Here is a 19,074-nt window from a genome sequence, read left to right as displayed (position 1 = left end):
GACATCGGAATAGGAGCGCTATCCGTGCCGAGTTTCTCGCGCAGTCTCGAACAGGCGCTTCACCGGGCTCTTGCCCTCGCCAATGAACGCCACCACGAATATGCCACGCTGGAACATCTCCTGCTCGCCCTGGTCGACGACCAGGACGCGGCGGCGGTCATGCGCGCCTGCAGCGTCGATCTCGACACGCTGCGGCGCAATCTGGTCGATTACATCGACGCGGAGCTGACCAACCTCGTCACCGACGGGCGTGACGATTCCAAGCCGACGGCGGGCTTCCAGCGCGTGATCCAGCGCGCGGTGATCCACGTCCAATCCTCGGGCCGCGAGGAGGTGACCGGTGCAAACGTGCTCGTCGCCATGTTCGCCGAGCGCGAGAGCCACGCTGCCTATTTCCTGCAGGAGCAGGACATGACCCGCTACGACGCGGTCAACTACATCAGCCATGGCATTGCCAAGCGCCCCGGCGCGAGCGAGGCCAAGCCCGTGCGCGGCGCCGAGGAGGAGCCTGAGCAGCAGCGCGATTCCCGCGCTGCCGACCAGGGCAATGACGCCGACAAGGACAAGAAGAAGAAGGAAAGCGCGCTCGACGCCTATTGCGTCAATCTCAACCGCAAGGCGCGCGATGGCCGTATCGATCCGCTGATCGGCCGCGAGGCCGAGGTCCAGCGCACCATCCAGATTCTCTGCCGCCGGCAGAAGAACAACCCGCTGCTGGTTGGCGAACCCGGCGTCGGCAAGACCGCCATCGCCGAGGGCCTGGCGCTCAAGATCATCCGCGGCGAGGTGCCGGAGGTCCTGGAGGACGCGACCGTGTTCTCGCTGGACATGGGCACGCTGTTGGCCGGTACGCGCTATCGCGGCGATTTCGAGGAACGCCTCAAGCAGGTGATGAAGGAGATCGAGGCCCACCCCAAGGCGATCATGTTCATCGACGAGATCCATACGGTGATCGGCGCGGGCGCGACCTCGGGCGGCGCGATGGACGCCTCCAATCTGCTGAAGCCGGCTTTGGCCTCCGGCGGACTGCGTTGCATCGGCTCGACCACCTACAAGGAATACCGCCAGTATTTCGAGAAGGACCGGGCGCTGGTGCGCCGCTTCCAGAAGATCGACGTCAACGAACCGTCGATTCCTGACGCGATCGAGATCCTGAAGGGGCTGAAGCCCTATTTCGAGGAGTTCCACAAGCTGCGTTACACGGCCGACGCCATCAAGGCGGCGGTCGAGCTCTCGGCCCGCTACATCCATGACCGCAAGCTGCCGGACAAGGCGATCGACGTCATCGACGAGACCGGCGCTTCGCAGATGCTGGTGGTCGAAAGCAAGCGCAAGAAGGTCATCGGCGTGAAGGAGATCGAGGCCGCCATCGCGACCATGGCGCGCATCCCGGCCAAGACCGTCTCCAAGGACGATGCCGAGGTGCTGCGCAATCTCGAGAGCACGCTGAAGCGCACCGTTTACGGTCAGGAAAAGGCGATCGAGGCCCTGTCCTCGTCGATCAAGCTGGCGCGCGCCGGCCTGCGCGACGGCGAGAAGCCGATCGGCTGCTATCTCTTCGCCGGTCCGACCGGCGTCGGCAAGACCGAGGTCGCGCGTCAGCTCGCCTCGTCGCTGGGCGTCGAACTCGTGCGCTTCGACATGTCGGAATATATGGAGCGCCACACCGTTTCGCGGCTGATCGGCGCGCCTCCCGGCTATGTCGGCTTCGACCAGGGCGGACTTCTGACCGACAAGATCGACCAGCATCCGCATTCCGTGCTGCTGCTCGACGAGATCGAAAAGGCCCATCCCGACCTGTTCAACATCCTGTTGCAGGTCATGGATCACGGCAAATTGACCGACAACAACGGCAAGCAAGTCGATTTCAGGAACGTCATCCTGATCATGACGACCAATGCCGGTGCCGCCGACATGGCCCGCAACGCCTATGGCTTCACCCGCCAGAAGCGCGAGGGCGACGATACCGAGGCGATCAACAAGCTGTTTGCGCCGGAGTTCCGCAACCGACTCGATTCCGTCGTCTCCTTCAGCCATCTGCCGAAGACGGTCGTGGCCCGCGTCGTCGACAAGTTCGTGCTTCAGCTCGAAGCCCAGCTCGCCGATCGCAACGTCACGATCGAACTCAGCGACGAGGCGCGCGAATGGCTGGTCGAAAACGGCTATGACGAGGCAATGGGCGCCCGCCCGATGGCTCGCCTGATCCAGCAGACGATCAAGACGCCGCTCGCTGACGAAGTCCTGTTCGGACGCCTGAAGAATGGCGGCACGGTCAAGGTCGTGGTGGTCCAGTCCGAGACCGGCATCAAGGTGCTGGGGCTCGAATTCCCGGAAGGGCCGGTGAAGCCGAAGCCCGAAAAGGACGTCGTGGCGGCAGGCGAGAAGCGCGAGCGCAAGCCGCGCGCCAAGGCGGCGAGCGAGCCTGTGGTCTCGACATCACCGAAGAGACCTGCCAAAGGCGGCTCCGCTGGCAAGCCCGGCGGTGCCCCCGAGGCGCCGAAGACGCAGCGTCTTGTCAGGACCGTACCGAAAGTTCCTCTGACCAAGGCCTGAGACCGTGTGGTTCAAGCGAAAACCCGCCCCCCTTCTGGCGCAGGCGCCGGAAGCCGCGCCGGAGCCTCCGGCGCGCAAGCAGAAGCTCGGATGGTTCGAGAAGCGCGAGCAGCGCCGGCGGCGGCGCAAGCTGTTCGAGGAGATCCTGGGCTGGATTCTCGTGCCGGCCTTCGGCTACCTGATCTATCTCGGCGTGAAGGCGGTTGGCGGCGTGCCCAAGGAGTTGATCGATTTCGGCAACGAGCTCATCGGCATCGTCATGAAGGGCGGCCGCTGAGGCGTTCGCTACGGGCCATCGGCCGGTTGCGGCTGACGCAGGGCTGACCGCGCGGCGTCGGATATCGGTTTGCCGCAGCGTGCGGGGTAGAACGCTTGCAGCGCCCGCGTGAAAGTGGGGGCTGAGTGGTCCTCGGCGGCTATCGGGCAAGCGTGCACATCTCTTCATGAGCGTATCGGCCGACTGGAGCTGGCAGCGTGTGGCGCTGGCCGGCATGCGCGATGCGCTCTCGCTGCCGGCCTGGGTCGTCGGCTTCGGGCTCGTCGGAATCGGCTCATTGGCGCGCGATGTCGGCTATCCCGTCGAAGTCGCGGTGCTGTCGACCATGCTGGTCTGGGCCGGGCCGTCGCAGGTGATCTTCTTCGCCTCGATCGCCGCCGGCGCCGCCTGGAGCGCGATTGCGATCGCGATCGGCTTCGCCTCATTGCGCTTCCTGCCGATGACGGTCGCGATCCTGCCCTTGCTGCGCCGGCCCGGGCAGAGCATCTGGATCCAGCTTGCCCTGTCGCATTATGTCGCCGTGACGGCCTGGACGGAGGGCTTGCGGCGCTTGCCTGGCGTGCCGCCGCCGCAGCGCGTCGCCTATTTCCTCGGCTTCGCCAATACCTGCATGGTGGTCAGCTCGATCGGCACCTTCTCGGGCTACTACCTCGTCAACGCCTTGCCGATTCCGTTTGCGGCGGGGCTGCTCTGCCTGACGCCGATCTTCTTCCTGGTTTCGCTGGCGGCCGGCATCCGGCATCGCGGTGACATCGCAGCCATGGCGCTGGGCCTTGTGCTGGCGCCGATCTGCGACCGCTTCATCGGTGGCGGCTTCGATCTGATCGTTGCCGGAGTGATCGCCGGCAGCATCGCCTTCCTGATCGGCCGCAAGCGCGGGAGGGCTGCATGACGCAACCTATTCCCGGCCTCGACGGCGCCTATTGGCCCTATCTCGCCTTGCTGCTCTTTGCCGTGCTGCCGACCGAGATCTGGCGCTGGCTCGCGGTTGCCTTCGCACGGCGGATCCCGCCTGAATCGCCTGCACTCGAATGGGTGAGGGCGGTCGCGACCGCGCTTCTGGCTGGCGTCGTCGCCAAGCTGATCATCGTGCCGCCCGGCGCCCTGGCGGCGGCGCCCCTGGGCTTGCGGATCGGTGCGCTCACTGTCGCGCTGGCGATCATGCTCTTCGACCGGCGCAGGGTGATGCTCGCCGTGCTCATGGGCGAGGCGACGCTGGTCGCCGGGGCGTGGCTGCTGATTTAGAGCGAGACGTGATCCGGGCCGTCCGGCGGCGATACATGCCGTAATTTGTCGGGGTTGCGGATGACATAGATGGCATGGATCAGGCCGTCACGGATATCGAGTGCGGTCGCCTGCAAGGTCTCGCCGCGTTCGAGGCTGACATAGCCGGGCAGGCCATTGATCAGCACAGGCTCGTAGCGCGTGGTCGAGCGACCGAGCCTTGCGACTTTCTGGGCGATGCCGGCGAAGAAGCGCGCGACCTTGTCGAAACCGAAGACCTGGTTGATCGAGGCCGACACCTTGCCGCCGCCGTCGCTGTGCAGGACGACATCGCGCGCGAGCAGTTGTTGCAGCAGGGTCGGATCGGATTGATGCGAGGCCTTGAAGAAGGCCTCGGCATAGCGTGCAGCCTCCTCGCGAGAGACGCTGTTGCGCGGCGGCAGGTCGAGCCGGACATGCTGGCGCGCCCGGGTGGCGAGCTGGCGGCAGGCGGCCTCGCTGCGCTCCAGCATGCGGGCGATTTCGGCAAAGCCGATATCGAAGATGTCGTGCAGCAGGAAAGCGGCCCGCTCCAGCGGCGAGAGCCGTTCGAGCGCCAACATCAGCGCGATCGGCGCATCGAGCTCGTCATCCACCGGCTCGCTGCCACCGAGGCTCTCGACGATCGGCTCCGGAAGCCAGGTTCCGACATAGAATTCGCGCCGGCTGCGGGCCGATTTCATCTGATCGAGGCAGAGTCGGGTCACCACGCGCGCCAGATAAGCGCGCGGGTTGATGATGTCTTCGTGTTCCGCCTCGTGCCAGCGCAGCCAGGCATCCTGCACCACGTCCTCGGCATCGCTGACCGAGCCGAGCATGCGGTAGGCCAGCCGGGTCAGGAATGACCTGTGCTGCTCGAACGCGTTGCTGGAAGCGCTGTCTGGTCTGGCGGTCATGCGGCGGCGGCGCGGTTGCGGTCCTGCGGATGCCGGGTGCGGAAGCCGCAGTTGATCCGGTTCCACATGTTGATGGCGCCGATGGCCACCGACAGGTTGACGCATTCGACCTCGCTGAAATGTTCGCGCAGGTCAGCGAAGGCCGCATCGCTTGGGGCGCCGTCGGAAAGTCGGGTCAGGGTCTCGGTCCACGCCAGTGCAGCGCGCTCGCGCGGGGTGTAGAGCTCGGATTCCTGCCATGCGCTCAGCAGATAGAGCCGCACCTCGCTCTCGCCGGCCTTGCGCGCATCGGCCGCGTGCATGTGCAGGCAATAGGCGCAGGTATTGATCTGCGAGGCGCGCATCTTCACCAGTTCGAGCAGGCTATGTTCGAGCCCGCATTCGCCGATGTATCCCTCGATGGCGATTACGGCGTTGAGGGCGGCGGGGGCGACCTGGAAGGCATTGAGGCGTTGGGTCATCTTGATCTCCTTCAGTGTATGATGAAGGCAAGACGAGACAGCGCCGACGGTTGTGACATCGCTCAGAGATTTTTTAGCGCGGCCCGGATTTTTTCGGCATGGGCGGCCAGCACATCGGGCTTTTCCATGGCGCCGGTATGGGGCCTGAGCGCGACGCCATCGAAGCGCGGCATGACATGAACATGCAGGTGGAACACGACCTGCCCGCCAGCGGCCTCGTTGAACTGCTGGATCGTGACGCCGTCGGCATTGAAGGCCGATTTTACCGCCCGCGCCAGCGTCTGGACGCTGAGGGCAACGGATTTCAGCGCTTCGGGCGGCGCATCGAAGACATTGCGGCAGGCGGTCTTGGGGACGACCAGGACATGTCCGTCGGCACGCGGCATGATGTCCATGATGGCGATGGTGTCGGCGTCCTCATAGACCGTGTGGGAAGGCAATTCGCCGCGCAGGATCTTGGCGAAGACATTGGAGGGATCGTAGGCGCTCATCACGGGACCGGCAGGCTGGAGGCGGGAGAGTGCAACCTGTGGCTCGCCCGCCGTGCCGTCAACCCGTCGAGATGGGCGCAGCCGCAAGCGGCAGGACCTCCTCGACCACGCTGTCGAGCACGAGATCGTCGCAGGCGGCCAGGATTTCAAACGCCGTGGCCTCGAGACGCAGTAGCGGTCGGTCCCGCCAGCGCATCACGATGTCCGCCAGCGCCGCGGTCTCTCCGGCATCGAGGTCGTCCGTCAGATTGTAGAGGCCAACCAGCCAGAGATCGCCAGGCGAGCGTCCGAAGGCCTGTTGCACGGCTTGCAGCATGTTCATGCCGTCGCGTTTTTCCGGATAGGCGGCGAGATAAAGCCGGCCACGATTGACGTTGCCCGAGAACAGGCCGCGCAGTTCGACGGCGAAAGGCGGGATAGCGCGGAGCGCCCGCCGCGTCTCGTCCGCGATGGTCGGCTCCGCACCGGTTCCGAGCGAGCCGCAGACCGTCGCGTGCAGCCTGTCCTTGCGGCGCGGCAAGATATCCCAGGCGATCTTGGCGGCGAAGGGCGCGGCCTTGATCTCGGCCTCCAGAGCGAGAAAGGCGGCAGACCCTCGCAAGGCCTCATCAGCGGCACCGAGAAATCCGTCAGGCTGCGGCGATAGCCGAGTTCGGAATCGTCGCAGAAGATGCTGGCGCTATCCGTCGAAGCAGCCTCAGTCATCGGCACCCCCGGTTTTCCGGAAGGGGCTTTCCGCTGCAAGCGCCTCCTGCGCCTGCGCGATATGCTGGCGTTCATTGACGAGATAGGCGGCGACGGCGCGGCGAAGCCCGGGATCGGCGAGATGATGCAGCGAGCGCGTCAGCACCGGCCGGTAGCCACGCGCCAGTTTGTGCTCGCCCTGCGCGCCGGCCTCGACGCGGCTGAGCTTGTGAGCGATCGCATAGTCGATCGCCTGATGGTAGCAGAGCTCGAAATGCAGGAAGGGGTGGTCCTCGATGCAACCCCAGTTGCGGCCATAAAGCGTGTTGGCGCCGCGGAAATTGATCGCGCCGGCGATGTAGCGGCCGGCGCGCCTGGCCATCATCAGCACGATACGCTCGCCCATCGCCGCCCCCACGGCCGAGAAGAAGGCACGGTTGAGATAGGGCCGGCCCCATTTGCGCGAGCCGGTGTCCTCGTAGAAGGAATGGAAGTCGTCCCAGACGGCTTCGGTCAGGTCGGACCCGGACAGGATATCGACCGTGATGTCGGCAGAGAGCGCCTCGCGCCGCTCGCGCTTCAGTGCCTTGCGCTTGCGCGAGGCCAGCGTTGCCAGGAAATCATCATAGGTTTCAAAGCCTTCGTTGCGCCAGTGAAACTGAAGATCGTGCCGCTCCAGATAGCCGGCCTCGCGCAGCGCCGCGATGTCAGGCTCCTGGACGAAGGTGACGTGGACGGATGACGCATTCGCTTGCCCGCGCAATGCTTCCAGCCCTGCGATCAGCCCGGCGCGGGCCTCGCCGGCGCGCGGGCCGTCAGCGACCAGCAGGCGCGGCCCGGTCGCGGGCGTGAAGGGCGCGGCGAGCTGGAGCTTGGGATAGTAGCGCCCCCCGGCGCGCTCATAGGCGTCGGCCCAGGCATGGTCGAAGACATATTCGCCCTGGCTGTGGCTCTTGAGGAAGCTCGGCGACGCCGCCAGCAGCGTGCCTTGCGCATCCTCGACCAGCAGATAGGCCGGAGACCAGCCGGAACGCCTGCCGACGCAACCGCTCTCCTCCAGGGCGAGCAGGAAGGCATGCGAGACGAAGGGATTATCCTCGTCGATCGCCGAGGCGGTATCCTGGCAGGCAGGAGCAGGGGAGATAGGAGCCGGGGAGGTCGCGGCCATGGCGGCGCGCAACGCGAACGGGTTGGCGCAGGCGTTCCATGCAGCGGCGGGGACGGTCTTCAAAGACGTCGCGACGCGCACCCTGAGGTCGTCGCGTCCGTCAACACTCAAGGTTTGAAGCCCTCGAAGACCATCTGGTCGGCATGCAATGCGGCCCGCTCGCGATCCCCGGCGTTGCGCACCGTCCAGCTCATCACCGGCAGGCCCAACGCCCCCCGACAGAGATAGGGAGCCGCGCTCGGCAAATCAGCAACCTTCCAGGACAAAAACTCCGGCTGGCTCTCGCCGAAATGCAGCAGATTGGCCAGCGCATGCTTCTGGGCGGCGTTGAGGCGATCATAGTCGGGATAGGAATAGTCGCTCATCGCCACGATCCCACGCGGGATGCCAGGTGCGAGCTCGCGCAATGCCGTGACGATCACGGGGTCGAAGGATTTCAGCACGATCGGCTGGCCAGAGCGCTGGTTGACGATCTCGGCCGTGCGCTGCGCCAAAGCGAGAGCGCCGTCGAAGCGGCTCTTGACCTCGATCACCAGCGGCACGCGTCCCGCGACCGCATCGAGAAAGACGTTCAGCGTCGGAATGCGGTCACTGCTGCCCTTGAACGCGATCCCGGCCAGCGCCTGCGCGCTCCGCTCGTTGACGAGGCCGGTCTCGGCCGTCAAACGGTCGAGCACGAAATCGTGAAACACCATCGCCTCGCCGTCGGCGCTGAGCTGGACGTCGCATTCGATGCCGAAGCCGCCGGCGATGGCGGCCTCGGCTGCGGACAGGCTGTTCTCGATCAACCCGGCCTTCGCATCATGCAGGCCGCGATGCGCGATCGGTCGGGCGACGAGCCAACCGAGTCCGGATGTCGCAAGCTGCGTCATCACGCGATCTCGAACATCGCCTCGACTTCGACGGCGGCGTCGGCCGGCAGTTCGGCGACGCCGATGGTCGAGCGGGCATGGCGGCCCTTGTCGCCGAGCACCTCGACCATCAAATCCGAGGCGCCGTTCATGATCGCCGGCAGGCCCGCGAAATGCGGCATCGAGTTGATGAAGCCGCCGAGGCGCACGCAGCGGGTGATCCGATCGAGATCGCCGAGCGCGGCCTTGGCCTGCGCCAGCACGTTGATGGCGCAGAGCCGCGCCGCCTCGATGCCGGCCTCGTTGAAGATCTCGGCACCGAGCTTGCCCTTGTGGCTGTCGGAAAGCTTGCCATCCAGTCCGAAACAGATCTGGCCGGAGATCACCAGCAACTTGCCGGTGATGACATAGGGCACGTAATTCGCGACCGGCGCAGCGGGCGCGGGCAGGGTGATGCCGAGTTTGGCAAGCTTGGCTTCGATTGCGCTCATGGGGCGGCCTCCGGCTCGATGGAATGAAACCTTCATGGCCGATGGCCGGGCAAGCCGCAAGCAGCCCCGATATGCTCGCAAGGCGGCTCGGACCGGCGTTCGCGAAGGCGGCCTTCCGCCTTGTTTGCGCCACCGCTGCAATGCACCTAGATTCGTTCGATCACCTAACAAAGCGGCAAGTGTCATGAGCATGAACGGATTTGGCCTTGCGAGTACCCTGGCGAGTATCCTGAGCACGGCCGCCGTGCTGGCGAGCGTCGGCGCCTCGGCCCAGCCGCAATCGGTTGGGCGCGTGGTTCTGGCGCCCCATCGCGCGGTCTACGATCTCGTGCTCGACGACGACAAGCCTGCCACCAGCATCGAGGCGGCGCGCGGCCGCATCGCCTTCGATTTCACCGGCGATGCCTGCGAGGGTTACGTACTCTCCTTCCGCCAGGTCACGCAGGTGAGCAGCAGCGAGGGCGGCCCGCGCACTATCGATGCGCGCACGACGAGCTTCGAGGCAGGCGACGGGGCGAGCTACCGCTTCAAGACTGAAAGCTCGGCGGGCGGCGCGCCGGCCGAGATCGTCGACGGGTCGGTCCAGAAATCCGGTGGCGGCTACGAGATCAAGCTCAGCGCGCCCAAGCCCGAGACGGTGCGCCAGACGACGGACGCCCTGTTCCCGAACGCGCAGATGAAGGCGGTGATCGAGGCGGCGCGTGCCGGCAAGACCACGCTGAACGTGCGCCTCTATGACGGCGCCAATAGCGGCAAGGAGGTCTATGACACGCTCTCGGTGATCGGGAAGCGGATCGAGGCCAAGCCCTCCGAGGCGCCGCTGCAGCGGCCGGAGTTCGAGACGCTGGCGCGCTGGCCGGTGTCGATCTCTTATTTCAAGGTCGATTCCGGCGAGACTACGCCATCTTACACCATTTCCTTCGAGCTTTATGAGAATGGCGTGACCGGCGCGATCAAGCTCGATTATGGCAGCTTCGCCCTGCGCGGCACGCTCACGCGTCTGGATCTTCTTCCGAAGCAGGATTGCGCGAAGTAACGCTCGCGCCGCTGGTCCGCTGTGGGCCGCGCAGACTGAGGCCCTTGCCGATCGATGCATCGCCGAAGCGGGCGCGCAGCGCGTCGAGCGCGCCCTCCATCGCCTTCAGCCTGGGCGTCGCGACATCGGCGAGGTCGCCATGGTCGGCTTCCTCGGGTGCGCTGAAGTCGCTCGCGCCGATGCCGATCAGCCGATAGCGCTGGCCGTTGCATTCGCGCTTGAGCAGGTCGCGCCCGGCGGCGAACAGCCTGGCTGCCAGTTGTGTCGGCTCCGGCAGGCGGCTGGCGCGCGTGATCGCGTGAAAATCCGCCGTCTTCAGCTTCATGGTGATGGTCCGGCCTGCGAGCGCCTGGGCCTTGAGGCGTTTCGAGGTCTTCTCGCAGAGCCGCCATAGCACCGGCTCGAGATCCTCGAAGCGCGAAAGATCGACGTCGAGCGTGGTTTCGCTGGACACGCTCTTGGTCTCGCGGTCGGGCGTGACCTGGCGCTCGTCGATGCCGTTGGCGAGCTTCTTCAGTCGCGGCCCATCCTTGCCGGCCAAGCGGAAGAGCTTGTCGATCGGTGCTTCGCGCAGATCGCCGATCAGGCGGTAACCGGATTCGGCTAGCTTGGCTGCACTCGCCTGGCCGACGCCGGGGATGAGGCTGACCGGCTTGCTCGCTAGAAATGCGACGGCCTCCGCCCGCCCGATGACGGAGAAGCCGCGCGGCTTGTCCATGTCGGAGGCGACCTTGGCCAGGAACTTGGCATAGGACAGGCCGACGGAGATGCTGATCCCGATCTCGCTCTCGATCCGCTTGGCGAAGCGCGCGAGCGTGATGGCGGGGCTGGCGTGATGCAGGCGCTCGGTTCCAGCGAGGTCGAGAAAGGCCTCGTCGATCGAGAGCGGCTCGACCAGCGGTGTCAGCTCCTGCATCAATCGCCTGACCTCGCGCCCGACCGCGACGTATTTCGCCATGTTCGGTTTGACGACCACGGCCTCGGGGCAGGCCTCCAGCGCCTTGAACATCGGCATCGCCGAGCGCACGCCATAGGTCCGGGCGATATAGCAGGCCGTCGAGACCACGCCGCGCTTGCCGCCACCGATGATCACCGGTTTGTCGAGCAGCGTGGGATCGTCGCGCTTCTCGATCGCCGCATAGAAGGCGTCGCAGTCGATATGGGCAAGGCTCAGGGCGTCGCGCTCGGGATGCCGCAGCAGCCGGGGTGAGCCGCAAGCCGGGCAGCGACGCAGTGCGGCGATTGCCTCCTCATGATCGATGAGGCAATCGCGGCAGAACACACGCCGCGCGGGCTGGGCGGCCCGGTCGATCACGGGGCCTCGTCCATTGGCGGCCCGGCGAGCCGCCCACGCGCTTGCGCGACGATTTCCGGATTCAAGCTTAAATTTCCGGCAAACTCCAAGAGCAGCGAATCGCTGCCGGCGAGGTGGTCGAGCACCGCGACGAGGAAACCGGGCTCTTGCGCCGCAGCCCTCAGATTCGAGGGGCCGAGGCCGGTTTGGGCCAGAAAGGGCTCCAGACGCGCCGGATCTGCAGCGAGGAAGCCCAGCGCGCGCAGCGCGAGATGTTCAGCGTCCTCGACGGAGGGGGGTCTTGCCATGGCGGGAGCTGCCTTCTGAATCGAGCTTCAGGTTTGCGTTTCGTCAACGGCTCTCATGCTAACGTAATCTGTGAATGAGGCCGCCAACTTGTGATGGCAGGATCGAGACGGCCTGTCAGTGGCGCGATTGAAGGGCGGCATGATGAAGACGGTTTTGATCGTCGAGGACAATGAGCTCAACATGAAGCTCTTCAATGATTTGCTTGAAGCGCATGGCTATGCGACGCTGAAGACTGCCGATGGCATCGAGGCGATCGAACTCGCGCGCGCGCATCATCCCGATCTGATTTTGATGGACATCCAGCTTCCCGAGGTCTCGGGGCTCGAAGTCACCAAATGGATCAAGGAGGATGACACCCTCAAATCCATCCCTGTCATCGCGGTGACGGCTTTTGCGATGAAGGGTGACGAAGAACGTATTCGTGAGGGAGGCTGCGAGGCTTACCTCTCCAAGCCGATCTCGGTTGCGAAATTCCTGGAGACCGTCCGCGCCTACGCTGGCCCAGCCTGAGGCTTCGAAAGCAAACCATGTCAGCCCGTGTCCTCGTCGTCGACGACATCGTCACCAATGTGAAGCTGCTGGAGGCGAAGCTTTCAGCGGAGTATTTCGACGTCGTGACCGCGCTGAATGGAATCGAGGCGCTGGCGATCTGCGAACGCGGCGAGGCGGACATCGTCCTGCTCGACGTGATGATGCCGGGTATGGACGGCTTCGAGGTCTGCCGGCGCTTGAAGAACGGCGCGACCACGGCCCATATCCCGGTCGTGATGGTGACGGCGCTCGATCAACCCGGCGACCGCCTGAAGGGGTTGGACGCCGGGGCCGACGATTTTCTGACCAAGCCGCTCGACGACACCGCGCTCTTTGCCCGCGTCCGCAGCCTTGTTCGCTTGAAATCCGTCACGGACGAGTTGCGCAATCGCGCTTTCGCCTCGCGCCGGCTCGGCATCGCCGATCCGCTTGCCGCCGCAGCCTCCGAGACCGGTCTGAACGGCCGCATCCTGGTGATCGAAGACCGGCCGACCGTGACCGAGCGGCTGTCGAGCGCGCTTTCGGCCTTCCACATCGTCGAGATCGAGGCTGATCCGCATCAGGCCCTGGTGCGGGCTGCCGAGGGCGATTACGACAGCGTTCTCGTCAGTCTCGACCTCAAGGCCTATGACGGCCTGCGGATTTGCAGCCAGTTGCGCTCGCTCGAGCGCACCCGCAACGTCTCGGTGCTGATGCTCGGCGAGGCCGAGGATCGCGCGCGCATCCTGCGCGGCCTCGAGATCGGGGCCCATGACTTCCTAATCCGTCCGGTCGACCGCAACGAGCTCCTGGCGCGCGTACGCACGCAGGTGCGCCGCAAGCGCTTTACCGAGCGGCTGCGCGACAGCGTCCAGTCGTCCATGGAAATGGCGGTGATGGATCAGCTCACCGGCTTGCATAACCGCCGCTTCATGGACAGCCGCATGGGCACGATGTTCGATGAATCGGCGCTCAGGGCCCGCTCGCTCGCCATGCTCGTCCTTGATGTCGATCGCTTCAAGGTCGTCAACGACACCTGGGGGCATGATGCCGGCGACGAGGTGCTGCGCGAATTCGCCGACCGGGTGCGCGCCTGCACGCGCGGCATCGATCTGGTCGCCCGGATGGGCGGCGAGGAGGTCGTCGTGGTGCTGCCGGATACCTCTCTGGACGCGGCCTGCGCAGTTGCAGAGCGTATCCGCGAGCGGGTCGAGGCCGAGCCTTTCAGCATCCACCGCAACACCCGCTCCATCACGGTGACGGTCTCGATCGGCGTCGCGAGCCGGCGCGCGGGCGATGCCTCGGCGGCGGAGATGATGAAGCGCGCCGATGATGCGCTCTACCGCGCCAAGGATGCCGGGCGAAACCGCGTCATCGTGGCCAATGCCGCCTGAAAACCACCTCCTGCCCCCCGGAACGGTTAGCAGGTAAGGTTAAGCATCGATGAATATTGGTGAATCAGTCCAATTGGATTGATTCGGGAGGGCCTGCCTGTAGGGTCGTTTCAACGCAGCGGCTAACTGTTGCTGCTTTGAGACGCCCTTCGGGCTCCCGGATCCGCCGCATCTCCTGGGAAACCGATGGGCTCGGCCGGTCGGTGACGGATTTCTGGCCTCATCAGAACCGTCGCCGGCCGACCACCCTCTCAAACCTGACGCAGACGGAGCAAGCCCTCTACTAGGGCGACAGCTTGCATTCCTGTGATCCGGGAGCGGTCTTCAGAAATAGCGCGAGAACAGCGCCGGCAGGGCGTAGCCGAACCCGGCGAAGAGCGCGAGGATGGCGAGCAGCATCAGCGCTGCCTTCAACCGGCTGAGCGCGAAGCGCGACGAATCGACTTCCACGAGCAGCTTAAGGAAGCGCCGCCACGGGCTGTGGCCTGGTGCGAGGGGCTCGGCATGCTTGTCGCCGCTGCTCAAGGGCTATGTCCGATCGGGGAGGAGGATAGGTTTAAATTGGCAGGCGCCGGCACCGTCTCGACGGCCCGCGCGAGCCCATAAGCCTTTCGGCCTGCAAAGATCGGGCGAGAAGCCCATGCTACGCCAGTCATTGCCCGAGCCAAGTGACATATTCGTCGCAGGCGGCCGCAAAACTTGGCCGCCCGGCAAGGTCGCTCTCGGCGTCGGAGATTGCAGCGCAGCAAATCGATCCACGGTAGCGCTCCAGCGTGATACCCTGATGACGATTCGCAATCCAGGCTGTTCGGATTGCGAAGATGCTGGCCTGACATCCTCAACCTATGGAGCGACCCATGCGTACCCTCGCATTGGCGCTCTGCCTTACGGCATCACCGTGGGGCGGAGGGCTTGTCTACGCGCATAGTTGGTACCCTTACGACTGCTGCAGCGACCGCGATTGCTGGCCCATGGGAGTGGACCAGGATGCCCGCGAACCCGATCCCCGCATCGTTCCCGGCGGCTATATGACCCATGACGGTCATTTCGTGCCGGAAACTGCCACGCGGGTCTCGAAAGACGGGCGTTTTCACATCTGCCGGAGTGGGGGCACCCTGACCGGGACCGTGATCGCGCCGTCGCAGCGGCCCTTCTGCCTGTTCGTGCCCAAGCCGTCCTACTGACGGGTGCATCGCGGCAGGCCAAAATGAAAAACCGCCCGGGATACGAGCGGTCTTTCAGGAGCGTTGTTATGCCTGAAGCGTAACCAGGATCACTTGATCTTGGTTTCCTTGAACTCGACGTGCTTGCGCGCGACGGGGTCGTACTTCTTCTTGGACATCTTCTCGGTCATCGTGCGGGAGTTCTTCTTGGTGACATAGAAGAAACCGGTATCCGCGGTCGAGAGCAGCTTGATCTTGATGGTCACGGCCTTGGCCATGGGATTATCCTCGAGCCTGAGGGGCTGGTGAGGCCCTATAAAAAGAAAATGGCCGGGCGGACCCGGCAAACCGTCGGGTGGGGGAATGCCGCAACGAGCCGGCGAAGTCAAGAAAGAATGGCGCGCGCCTGGCTGTTTCCGCCTCGTCGCGTCATGCGGCGCAGCATGGCGCCGCGATGGGGGATGCTATCCCTCGATCACGTCGCATTCGGACGGTTTCGTCCGAATGCGAAAGAACGTGATCGATTCCTAGAGTTTAGTGCATTGCCCTTGCGAAAAACCGGTGCCCATTTTTTCGCGCAATGCTCTATAATTCCTCGCGGACGAAGTGGCCGTTCTTCTCCCAATAATAGGGAACCGGCAGATAAGGCGCGAAGCCCGCGCTCAGCCGCGCATCGACTTCCTTCAGAATCACCTGCGTGATCGTCGGCAGATCGAGCTTCTGCGCATCCGCAAACGTCACCCAGACGAGTTCGATCAACTCCGAATCGGGGCCCGTCATCCCCTCGACCTTCCCGGCGAGGGCGCCATAGTCGATCGTGAAGAAGCGCGTGTCGAAGCGCTTGGGCCGGCGCGGCGGCGTCACGGCCCTCGCGACGAATGTAATGGCGCTGAGGTCGGGGAAAATGCCGTGGCTGGCGAAGCCCGCCCAACTGCCGGCGGGTGGCTTCTCGGGCGTGCCGAGCTCGCTCGAGCCGAAGAGCAGGCCCGTCTCCTCGAAGGTCTCGCGAATGGCGGCCAGCGCCAGCGCACGCGCCTTCATCGGGCTTGGACGCTGCATACGCGCCATCAGCCGGTTTTCGCAAATCTGGTCGAGCGCGCCGGTCGCCGTCATGCGGCGGTCTTCCGGATCGATCCTGCCGCCGGGAAAGACGAATTTCCCGGGCATGAACTTATGGCCGGGATGGCGCTTGCCCATCAGAACCCGTGGTGTCCTGGCCGAGCGGTCGATGATCAGCACCGTCGCCGCATCCTTGGGGCGCAGATTGACCCTGACGCGCGCGCGTTCGGCCTGCGTCAGCGTGACGACATGGTCGCTCACGGGCGCAGCAAACTGGCTGCGGGCTGGCGTTCCGGCCGTGGCGGCTTGCCGTCGAAACCATTGTTGTCGAAGCCATGCATGCGCATCGCCCATTGCAGGCCGACCACGCCGCCCTTCACCGGCTGCATCAGCACGAGGCAGAGCAGGACCGCCAGCGTGGGCCAGATCGCCATATGCAGCCACATCGGCCAGTTGGCATATTTCTCGGCCATCAGCAGGCCGCCGACGACGATATGGCCGACGATGGTGATGACGATATAGGGCGGCAGGTCGTCGGCGCGCTGATGATGCATCGCCTCACCGCACGCCTCGCAGGTATCGACCGGCTTGAGGAAGGCGCGGAACAGCTTGCCTTCGCCGCAATGCGGGCAGCGCCCCATCAGGCCGCGCCCGATGGCGCTGCGCCAGTCGCGTTCGACCGGCCGCGCCACCGCATGATTGATTTGAACAGACATCAGCGCCTCTTGCCGGGCTTCTTGCCGCCCGCCTTGCCGAAGGACGGCTTCGCCCTCGCGCGCCCTGATATAGGGGGCCGTGCCGGGCGATTGCCAGAGCGTCCCGGTGTCACATGCCGGCCCTCGGAGAGCAATTCGAAGCGCAGAGCGCCTGCCACCGGGGCGGCTTCGACGAGGCGCACATGCACCCGGTCGCCCAGGCGCCAGCTCTCGCCGCTGCGTTCCCCGATCATGGCGTGGGCGGCTTCGTCGTAGCGATAATAGTCGGCGCCCAATGTCGAGGCCGGGATGAAGCCGTCGGCACCGGTACCGTCCAGCTTCACGAACAGGCCGGCGCGATTCACGCCGCCGATCCGGCCGTCGAAGCTGGAACCGATCTGGTCGGCCAGGAAATGCGCGATCAGGCGGTCCGTGGTCTCGCGCTCGGCCGCCATGGCGCGGCGTTCGGCCGCCGAGATCCGGGTCGAGACCTCGCGCAATTCGGCGAGCGTCGTCGCTTTCGGCAGACCGTCATCTCCGACCCGCATGGCGGTGATCAGAGCGCGGTGGACGATAAGGTCGGCATAGCGCCGGATCGGCGAGGTGAAATGGGCGTAGCGGCGCAGGTTCAAGCCGAAATGCCCGTAATTCTCGGCGACATATTCGGCCTGTGCCTGGGTCCGCAATACGACCTCATTGAGGAAGAGCTCGTTCTCCGAGCCCTTGATCATGGCCAGGATGCGGTTGAACAGCACCGGCCGGAGCGCGGCCTCCTTGGGCAACTTGATGCCGATCGAGGCCAGAACCTCGCCGAGCGCCCGCATCTTCTCCAGCGATGGCTCGTCATGGCAGCGGTAGATCAAGAGGCTGCCGGCCTTCTCCAGGGTCTCGGCGGCGGCGACATTGGCGAGGATCATGAACTCCTCGATCAGCTTATGCGCCGCCAGCCGCTCGGGGACGATGACGCGATCGACCGCGCCGTCGGGTTTCAGCACCAGCTTGCGCTCGGGCAAATCGAGATCGAGCGGCTGGCGCGCGTCGCGGGCGCGGGAAGCGATGCCATAGGCGGCCCAGAGCGGCATCAGGATGGTGTTGCGGATCGGGCCGGTGGTTTCGTCGGGCTTGCCGTCGATCGCGGCCTGCGCCTGCTGGTAGGAGAGCTTGGCGGCCGAGCGCATCAGAATGCGGTGGAAGGAATGGGTCTTCTTGGAGCCGTCCGATTTCAGCACCAGCCGCACTGCGAGGGCCGGCCGGTCTTCGCCGCCGCGCAGCGAGCAGAGATCGTTCGAGATCCGCTCCGGCAGCATCGGCACGACCCGGTCAGGGAAATAGACCGAGTTGCCGCGCTCCAGCGCCTCGCGGTCGAGGCTGGAGCCCGGCCGGACATAGGCCGCGACATCGGCGATGGCGACGGTGACGACATAGCCGCCGGGATTATCGGGATCGGCGTCGGGTGCGGCATGGACCGCGTCGTCATGGTCCTTGGCATCGAAGGGGTCGATCGTGATCAGCGGTAGATCGCGCCAATCCTCGCGGCCGGCGGTGCCGGCGGGGCGCACTGCATCAGCCTCGGCGATGGTCGCCGGCGAGAAGACATTGGGAATGCCATGGGCGTGGATCGCGATCAGGCTGACGGCGCGCTCCGATTTGATCGAGCCGAGCCGCTCGCGCACATGCGCCTCGGAAGGCCCGAAGCGTGTCTCGTTGCGCAGCGTGACGGAGATGAGGTCGCCATCCTGCGCCTCGGCCGTGCGGCCCTTCGGGATCAGCGCCTCGCGGCCCTGCGCCTTCTTGTCGATCGGGATCAGGCGGCCGCTGCCATCGGGCAGGGCGCGGAAGATGCCGAGCACCTGGGCCTTGCCCTTGCCCATGATCTTCAGCACACGGCCGGAATAGGTGAAGCCGTCGACGCCCTTCAATCGGGTCAGCTTGAGCAGGACCTGGTCGCCGACACCGGCTGCCGGAGCCGCATTACGCTTGGCGCGGAATTCGCGCGGCCGCTCGATCAGGATGCGCGGCGCCACGCCCTGGTCTGCCTCGTTCCATTCCAGGGGGGCTGCGACGAGGTCGCCGTCGCGATCCTTGGATTTGATCTCGCTCAGCAGGACGGGCGGCAAGGCGCCGCGCGGATGCGCGGCCAGCACCCCGTTCCCGGGAGCGTCGGCAGCTTGATCCTCCTGGATCTCCTTCAACAGCCGCTTCAGCCAGATCTTGCCGCCGCCGGACAGCCCGAAGGCGCGCGCGATCTCGCGGCGGCCGGCATCGCGGCCGGCGGCACGCTCGGTCTCGATGAAGTCCAGGATCGCCTCACGGCTCGGCTCAGGCACGGGCGATGACACGATATCGGCTCGTCAAAACGGGGGAGGGCGAAGAAAACACAAGCCCTGTCTGCCATGAGCGTCGCGCCGACGCCAGAACCGGTATCGCCGCATCCTCCGATGAAAGCATCCAAATGAAAGAAGGGCTGCCCTTGCGGGCA

At 65.3% G+C, this 19,074-nt stretch carries 22 protein-coding genes; 8 read left to right on the top strand and 14 right to left on the bottom strand.

The window, feature by feature from the left end; translation table 11 throughout:
- Positions 1-24 precede the first annotated feature (24 nt).
- From clpA to BHK69_RS20855, 4 genes are all read left to right on the top strand, one after another.
- Complete coding sequence (gene clpA, locus BHK69_RS20870; protein ID WP_069691773.1) at positions 25-2,553, top strand: ATP-dependent Clp protease ATP-binding subunit ClpA; 2,529 nt, start codon at positions 25-27, stop codon at positions 2,551-2,553.
- Between the two features lie 4 nt (positions 2,554-2,557).
- On the top strand, positions 2,558-2,830 hold the full coding sequence (locus tag BHK69_RS20865; protein WP_069691772.1) for a hypothetical protein: 273 nt from the start codon (positions 2,558-2,560) through the stop codon (positions 2,828-2,830).
- A gap of 166 nt (positions 2,831-2,996) precedes the next feature.
- A complete protein-coding gene (locus BHK69_RS20860) occupies positions 2,997-3,722 on the top strand; it encodes an AzlC family ABC transporter permease (RefSeq protein ID WP_083269583.1) in 726 nt (241 codons plus the stop codon).
- Positions 3,719-4,075, top strand: coding sequence for an AzlD domain-containing protein (locus BHK69_RS20855; RefSeq protein WP_069691771.1), 357 nt, complete (start codon positions 3,719-3,721; stop codon positions 4,073-4,075). Before BHK69_RS20860 ends, BHK69_RS20855 begins: the two co-directional genes overlap by 4 nt.
- Here BHK69_RS20855 and BHK69_RS20850 read toward each other — a convergent pair.
- From BHK69_RS20850 to BHK69_RS20820, 7 genes are all read right to left on the bottom strand, one after another.
- Positions 4,072-4,989 carry a sigma-70 family RNA polymerase sigma factor gene (locus tag BHK69_RS20850; protein WP_069691770.1) on the bottom strand — a complete coding sequence of 306 codons (918 nt, stop codon included), beginning with the start codon at positions 4,987-4,989 and terminating at the stop codon, positions 4,072-4,074. The genes BHK69_RS20855 and BHK69_RS20850 overlap by 4 nt on opposite strands.
- Entirely contained in the window at positions 4,986-5,450 is a 465-nt protein-coding gene (locus BHK69_RS20845) for a carboxymuconolactone decarboxylase family protein (protein ID WP_069691769.1), read from the bottom strand. The genes BHK69_RS20850 and BHK69_RS20845 overlap by 4 nt, the downstream gene beginning before the upstream one ends.
- 62 nt (positions 5,451-5,512) lie before the next feature.
- A complete protein-coding gene (locus BHK69_RS20840) occupies positions 5,513-5,941 on the bottom strand; it encodes an HIT family protein (protein WP_069691768.1) in 429 nt (142 codons plus the stop codon).
- Positions 5,942-5,999: 58 nt separating this feature from the next.
- On the bottom strand, positions 6,000-6,542 hold the full coding sequence (locus tag BHK69_RS20835; protein ID WP_069691767.1) for a hypothetical protein: 543 nt from the start codon (positions 6,540-6,542) through the stop codon (positions 6,000-6,002).
- 96 nt (positions 6,543-6,638) lie between these two features.
- Complete coding sequence (locus BHK69_RS20830; protein ID WP_069691766.1) at positions 6,639-7,904, bottom strand: GNAT family N-acetyltransferase; 1,266 nt, start codon at positions 7,902-7,904, stop codon at positions 6,639-6,641.
- Positions 7,901-8,665: a glycerophosphodiester phosphodiesterase family protein gene (locus BHK69_RS20825; protein WP_069691765.1), complete on the bottom strand. Its 765-nt coding sequence runs from the start codon at positions 8,663-8,665 to the stop codon at positions 7,901-7,903. Before BHK69_RS20825 ends, BHK69_RS20830 begins: the two co-directional genes overlap by 4 nt.
- Positions 8,665-9,135, bottom strand: coding sequence for a RidA family protein (locus BHK69_RS20820; protein WP_069691764.1), 471 nt, complete (start codon positions 9,133-9,135; stop codon positions 8,665-8,667). Before BHK69_RS20820 ends, BHK69_RS20825 begins: the two co-directional genes overlap by 1 nt.
- A gap of 184 nt (positions 9,136-9,319) precedes the next feature.
- On the opposite strand from BHK69_RS20820, the gene BHK69_RS20815 reads away from it, so the two are divergent.
- Positions 9,320-10,171, top strand: coding sequence for a cell envelope integrity EipB family protein (locus BHK69_RS20815; protein ID WP_069691763.1), 852 nt, complete (start codon positions 9,320-9,322; stop codon positions 10,169-10,171).
- Here the strand turns inward: BHK69_RS20815 and BHK69_RS20810 are convergent.
- Complete coding sequence (locus tag BHK69_RS20810; RefSeq protein ID WP_069691762.1) at positions 10,128-11,486, bottom strand: DNA polymerase IV; 1,359 nt, start codon at positions 11,484-11,486, stop codon at positions 10,128-10,130. The genes BHK69_RS20815 and BHK69_RS20810 overlap by 44 nt on opposite strands.
- Positions 11,483-11,773, bottom strand: coding sequence for a DUF3572 domain-containing protein (locus BHK69_RS20805; protein WP_069691761.1), 291 nt, complete (start codon positions 11,771-11,773; stop codon positions 11,483-11,485). Before BHK69_RS20805 ends, BHK69_RS20810 begins: the two co-directional genes overlap by 4 nt.
- A gap of 139 nt (positions 11,774-11,912) precedes the next feature.
- Between BHK69_RS20805 and BHK69_RS20800 the strand changes: the two genes are divergently transcribed.
- Together BHK69_RS20800 and BHK69_RS20795 are read left to right on the top strand one after the other, a co-directional pair.
- Entirely contained in the window at positions 11,913-12,284 is a 372-nt protein-coding gene (locus BHK69_RS20800; RefSeq protein WP_069693841.1) for a response regulator, read from the top strand.
- Between the two features lie 17 nt (positions 12,285-12,301).
- Positions 12,302-13,678 (top strand): PleD family two-component system response regulator, encoded by a 1,377-nt coding sequence (locus BHK69_RS20795; protein WP_069691760.1) that lies wholly within the window; start codon positions 12,302-12,304, stop codon positions 13,676-13,678.
- Between the two features lie 324 nt (positions 13,679-14,002).
- Here BHK69_RS20795 and BHK69_RS20790 read toward each other — a convergent pair whose 3' ends face one another.
- Positions 14,003-14,203, bottom strand: a complete 201-nt coding sequence (locus BHK69_RS20790; protein ID WP_069691759.1) for a hypothetical protein — start codon at positions 14,201-14,203, stop codon at positions 14,003-14,005.
- 446 nt (positions 14,204-14,649) lie between these two features.
- Between BHK69_RS20790 and BHK69_RS32950 the strand changes: the two genes are divergently transcribed.
- Positions 14,650-14,862 carry a hypothetical protein gene (locus tag BHK69_RS32950; protein WP_069691758.1) on the top strand — a complete coding sequence of 71 codons (213 nt, stop codon included), beginning with the start codon at positions 14,650-14,652 and terminating at the stop codon, positions 14,860-14,862.
- Between the two features lie 89 nt (positions 14,863-14,951).
- Here the strand turns inward: BHK69_RS32950 and rpmG are convergent, their stop codons facing one another.
- The 4 genes from rpmG to rnr all read right to left on the bottom strand — a co-directional run bounded on the left by rpmG (position 14,952) and on the right by rnr (position 18,934).
- The gene (gene rpmG, locus BHK69_RS20780) at positions 14,952-15,119 is read right to left on the bottom strand and encodes a 50S ribosomal protein L33 (protein WP_038367996.1); all 168 of its coding nucleotides are present in this window, start codon (positions 15,117-15,119) and stop codon (positions 14,952-14,954) included.
- A gap of 307 nt (positions 15,120-15,426) precedes the next feature.
- Complete coding sequence (locus BHK69_RS20775; RefSeq protein ID WP_069691757.1) at positions 15,427-16,161, bottom strand: NUDIX hydrolase; 735 nt, start codon at positions 16,159-16,161, stop codon at positions 15,427-15,429.
- A complete protein-coding gene (locus tag BHK69_RS20770; protein WP_069691756.1) occupies positions 16,158-16,616 on the bottom strand; it encodes a DUF983 domain-containing protein in 459 nt (152 codons plus the stop codon). Before BHK69_RS20770 ends, BHK69_RS20775 begins: the two co-directional genes overlap by 4 nt.
- Entirely contained in the window at positions 16,616-18,934 is a 2,319-nt protein-coding gene (gene rnr / locus BHK69_RS20765) for a ribonuclease R (protein ID WP_244548264.1), read from the bottom strand. Before rnr ends, BHK69_RS20770 begins: the two co-directional genes overlap by 1 nt.
- Positions 18,935-19,074 lie beyond the last annotated feature (140 nt).

Origin of the sequence: Bosea vaviloviae (genome assembly GCF_001741865.1) — a bacterium.
GTDB lineage: Bacteria > Pseudomonadota > Alphaproteobacteria > Rhizobiales > Beijerinckiaceae > Allobosea > Allobosea vaviloviae.
Note: the sequence above shows the minus strand (reverse complement) of the source record. Positions and strands in the feature narration are given on the sequence as shown.

What these genes read in the sequence shown, in the direction of transcription:
- rpmG (WP_038367996.1), bottom strand. Translation starts at nt 15,119, where the DNA reads ATGGCCAAGGCCGTGACCATCAAGATCAAGCTGCTCTCGACCGCGGAT.
- BHK69_RS20815 (WP_069691763.1), top strand. Translation starts at nt 9,320, where the DNA reads ATGAGCATGAACGGATTTGGCCTTGCGAGTACCCTGGCGAGTATCCTG.
- BHK69_RS20850 (WP_069691770.1), bottom strand. Translation starts at nt 4,989, where the DNA reads ATGACCGCCAGACCAGACAGCGCTTCCAGCAACGCGTTCGAGCAGCAC.
- BHK69_RS20770 (WP_069691756.1), bottom strand. Translation starts at nt 16,616, where the DNA reads ATGTCTGTTCAAATCAATCATGCGGTGGCGCGGCCGGTCGAACGCGAC.
- BHK69_RS20840 (WP_069691768.1), bottom strand. Translation starts at nt 5,941, where the DNA reads ATGAGCGCCTACGATCCCTCCAATGTCTTCGCCAAGATCCTGCGCGGC.
- BHK69_RS20825 (WP_069691765.1), bottom strand. Translation starts at nt 8,665, where the DNA reads ATGACGCAGCTTGCGACATCCGGACTCGGTTGGCTCGTCGCCCGACCG.
- BHK69_RS32950 (WP_069691758.1), top strand. Translation starts at nt 14,650, where the DNA reads ATGGGAGTGGACCAGGATGCCCGCGAACCCGATCCCCGCATCGTTCCC.
- BHK69_RS20795 (WP_069691760.1), top strand. Translation starts at nt 12,302, where the DNA reads ATGTCAGCCCGTGTCCTCGTCGTCGACGACATCGTCACCAATGTGAAG.
- BHK69_RS20805 (WP_069691761.1), bottom strand. Translation starts at nt 11,773, where the DNA reads ATGGCAAGACCCCCCTCCGTCGAGGACGCTGAACATCTCGCGCTGCGC.
- BHK69_RS20860 (WP_083269583.1), top strand. Translation starts at nt 2,997, where the DNA reads ATGAGCGTATCGGCCGACTGGAGCTGGCAGCGTGTGGCGCTGGCCGGC.
- BHK69_RS20820 (WP_069691764.1), bottom strand. Translation starts at nt 9,135, where the DNA reads ATGAGCGCAATCGAAGCCAAGCTTGCCAAACTCGGCATCACCCTGCCC.
- BHK69_RS20845 (WP_069691769.1), bottom strand. Translation starts at nt 5,450, where the DNA reads ATGACCCAACGCCTCAATGCCTTCCAGGTCGCCCCCGCCGCCCTCAAC.
- BHK69_RS20855 (WP_069691771.1), top strand. Translation starts at nt 3,719, where the DNA reads ATGACGCAACCTATTCCCGGCCTCGACGGCGCCTATTGGCCCTATCTC.
- BHK69_RS20800 (WP_069693841.1), top strand. Translation starts at nt 11,913, where the DNA reads ATGATGAAGACGGTTTTGATCGTCGAGGACAATGAGCTCAACATGAAG.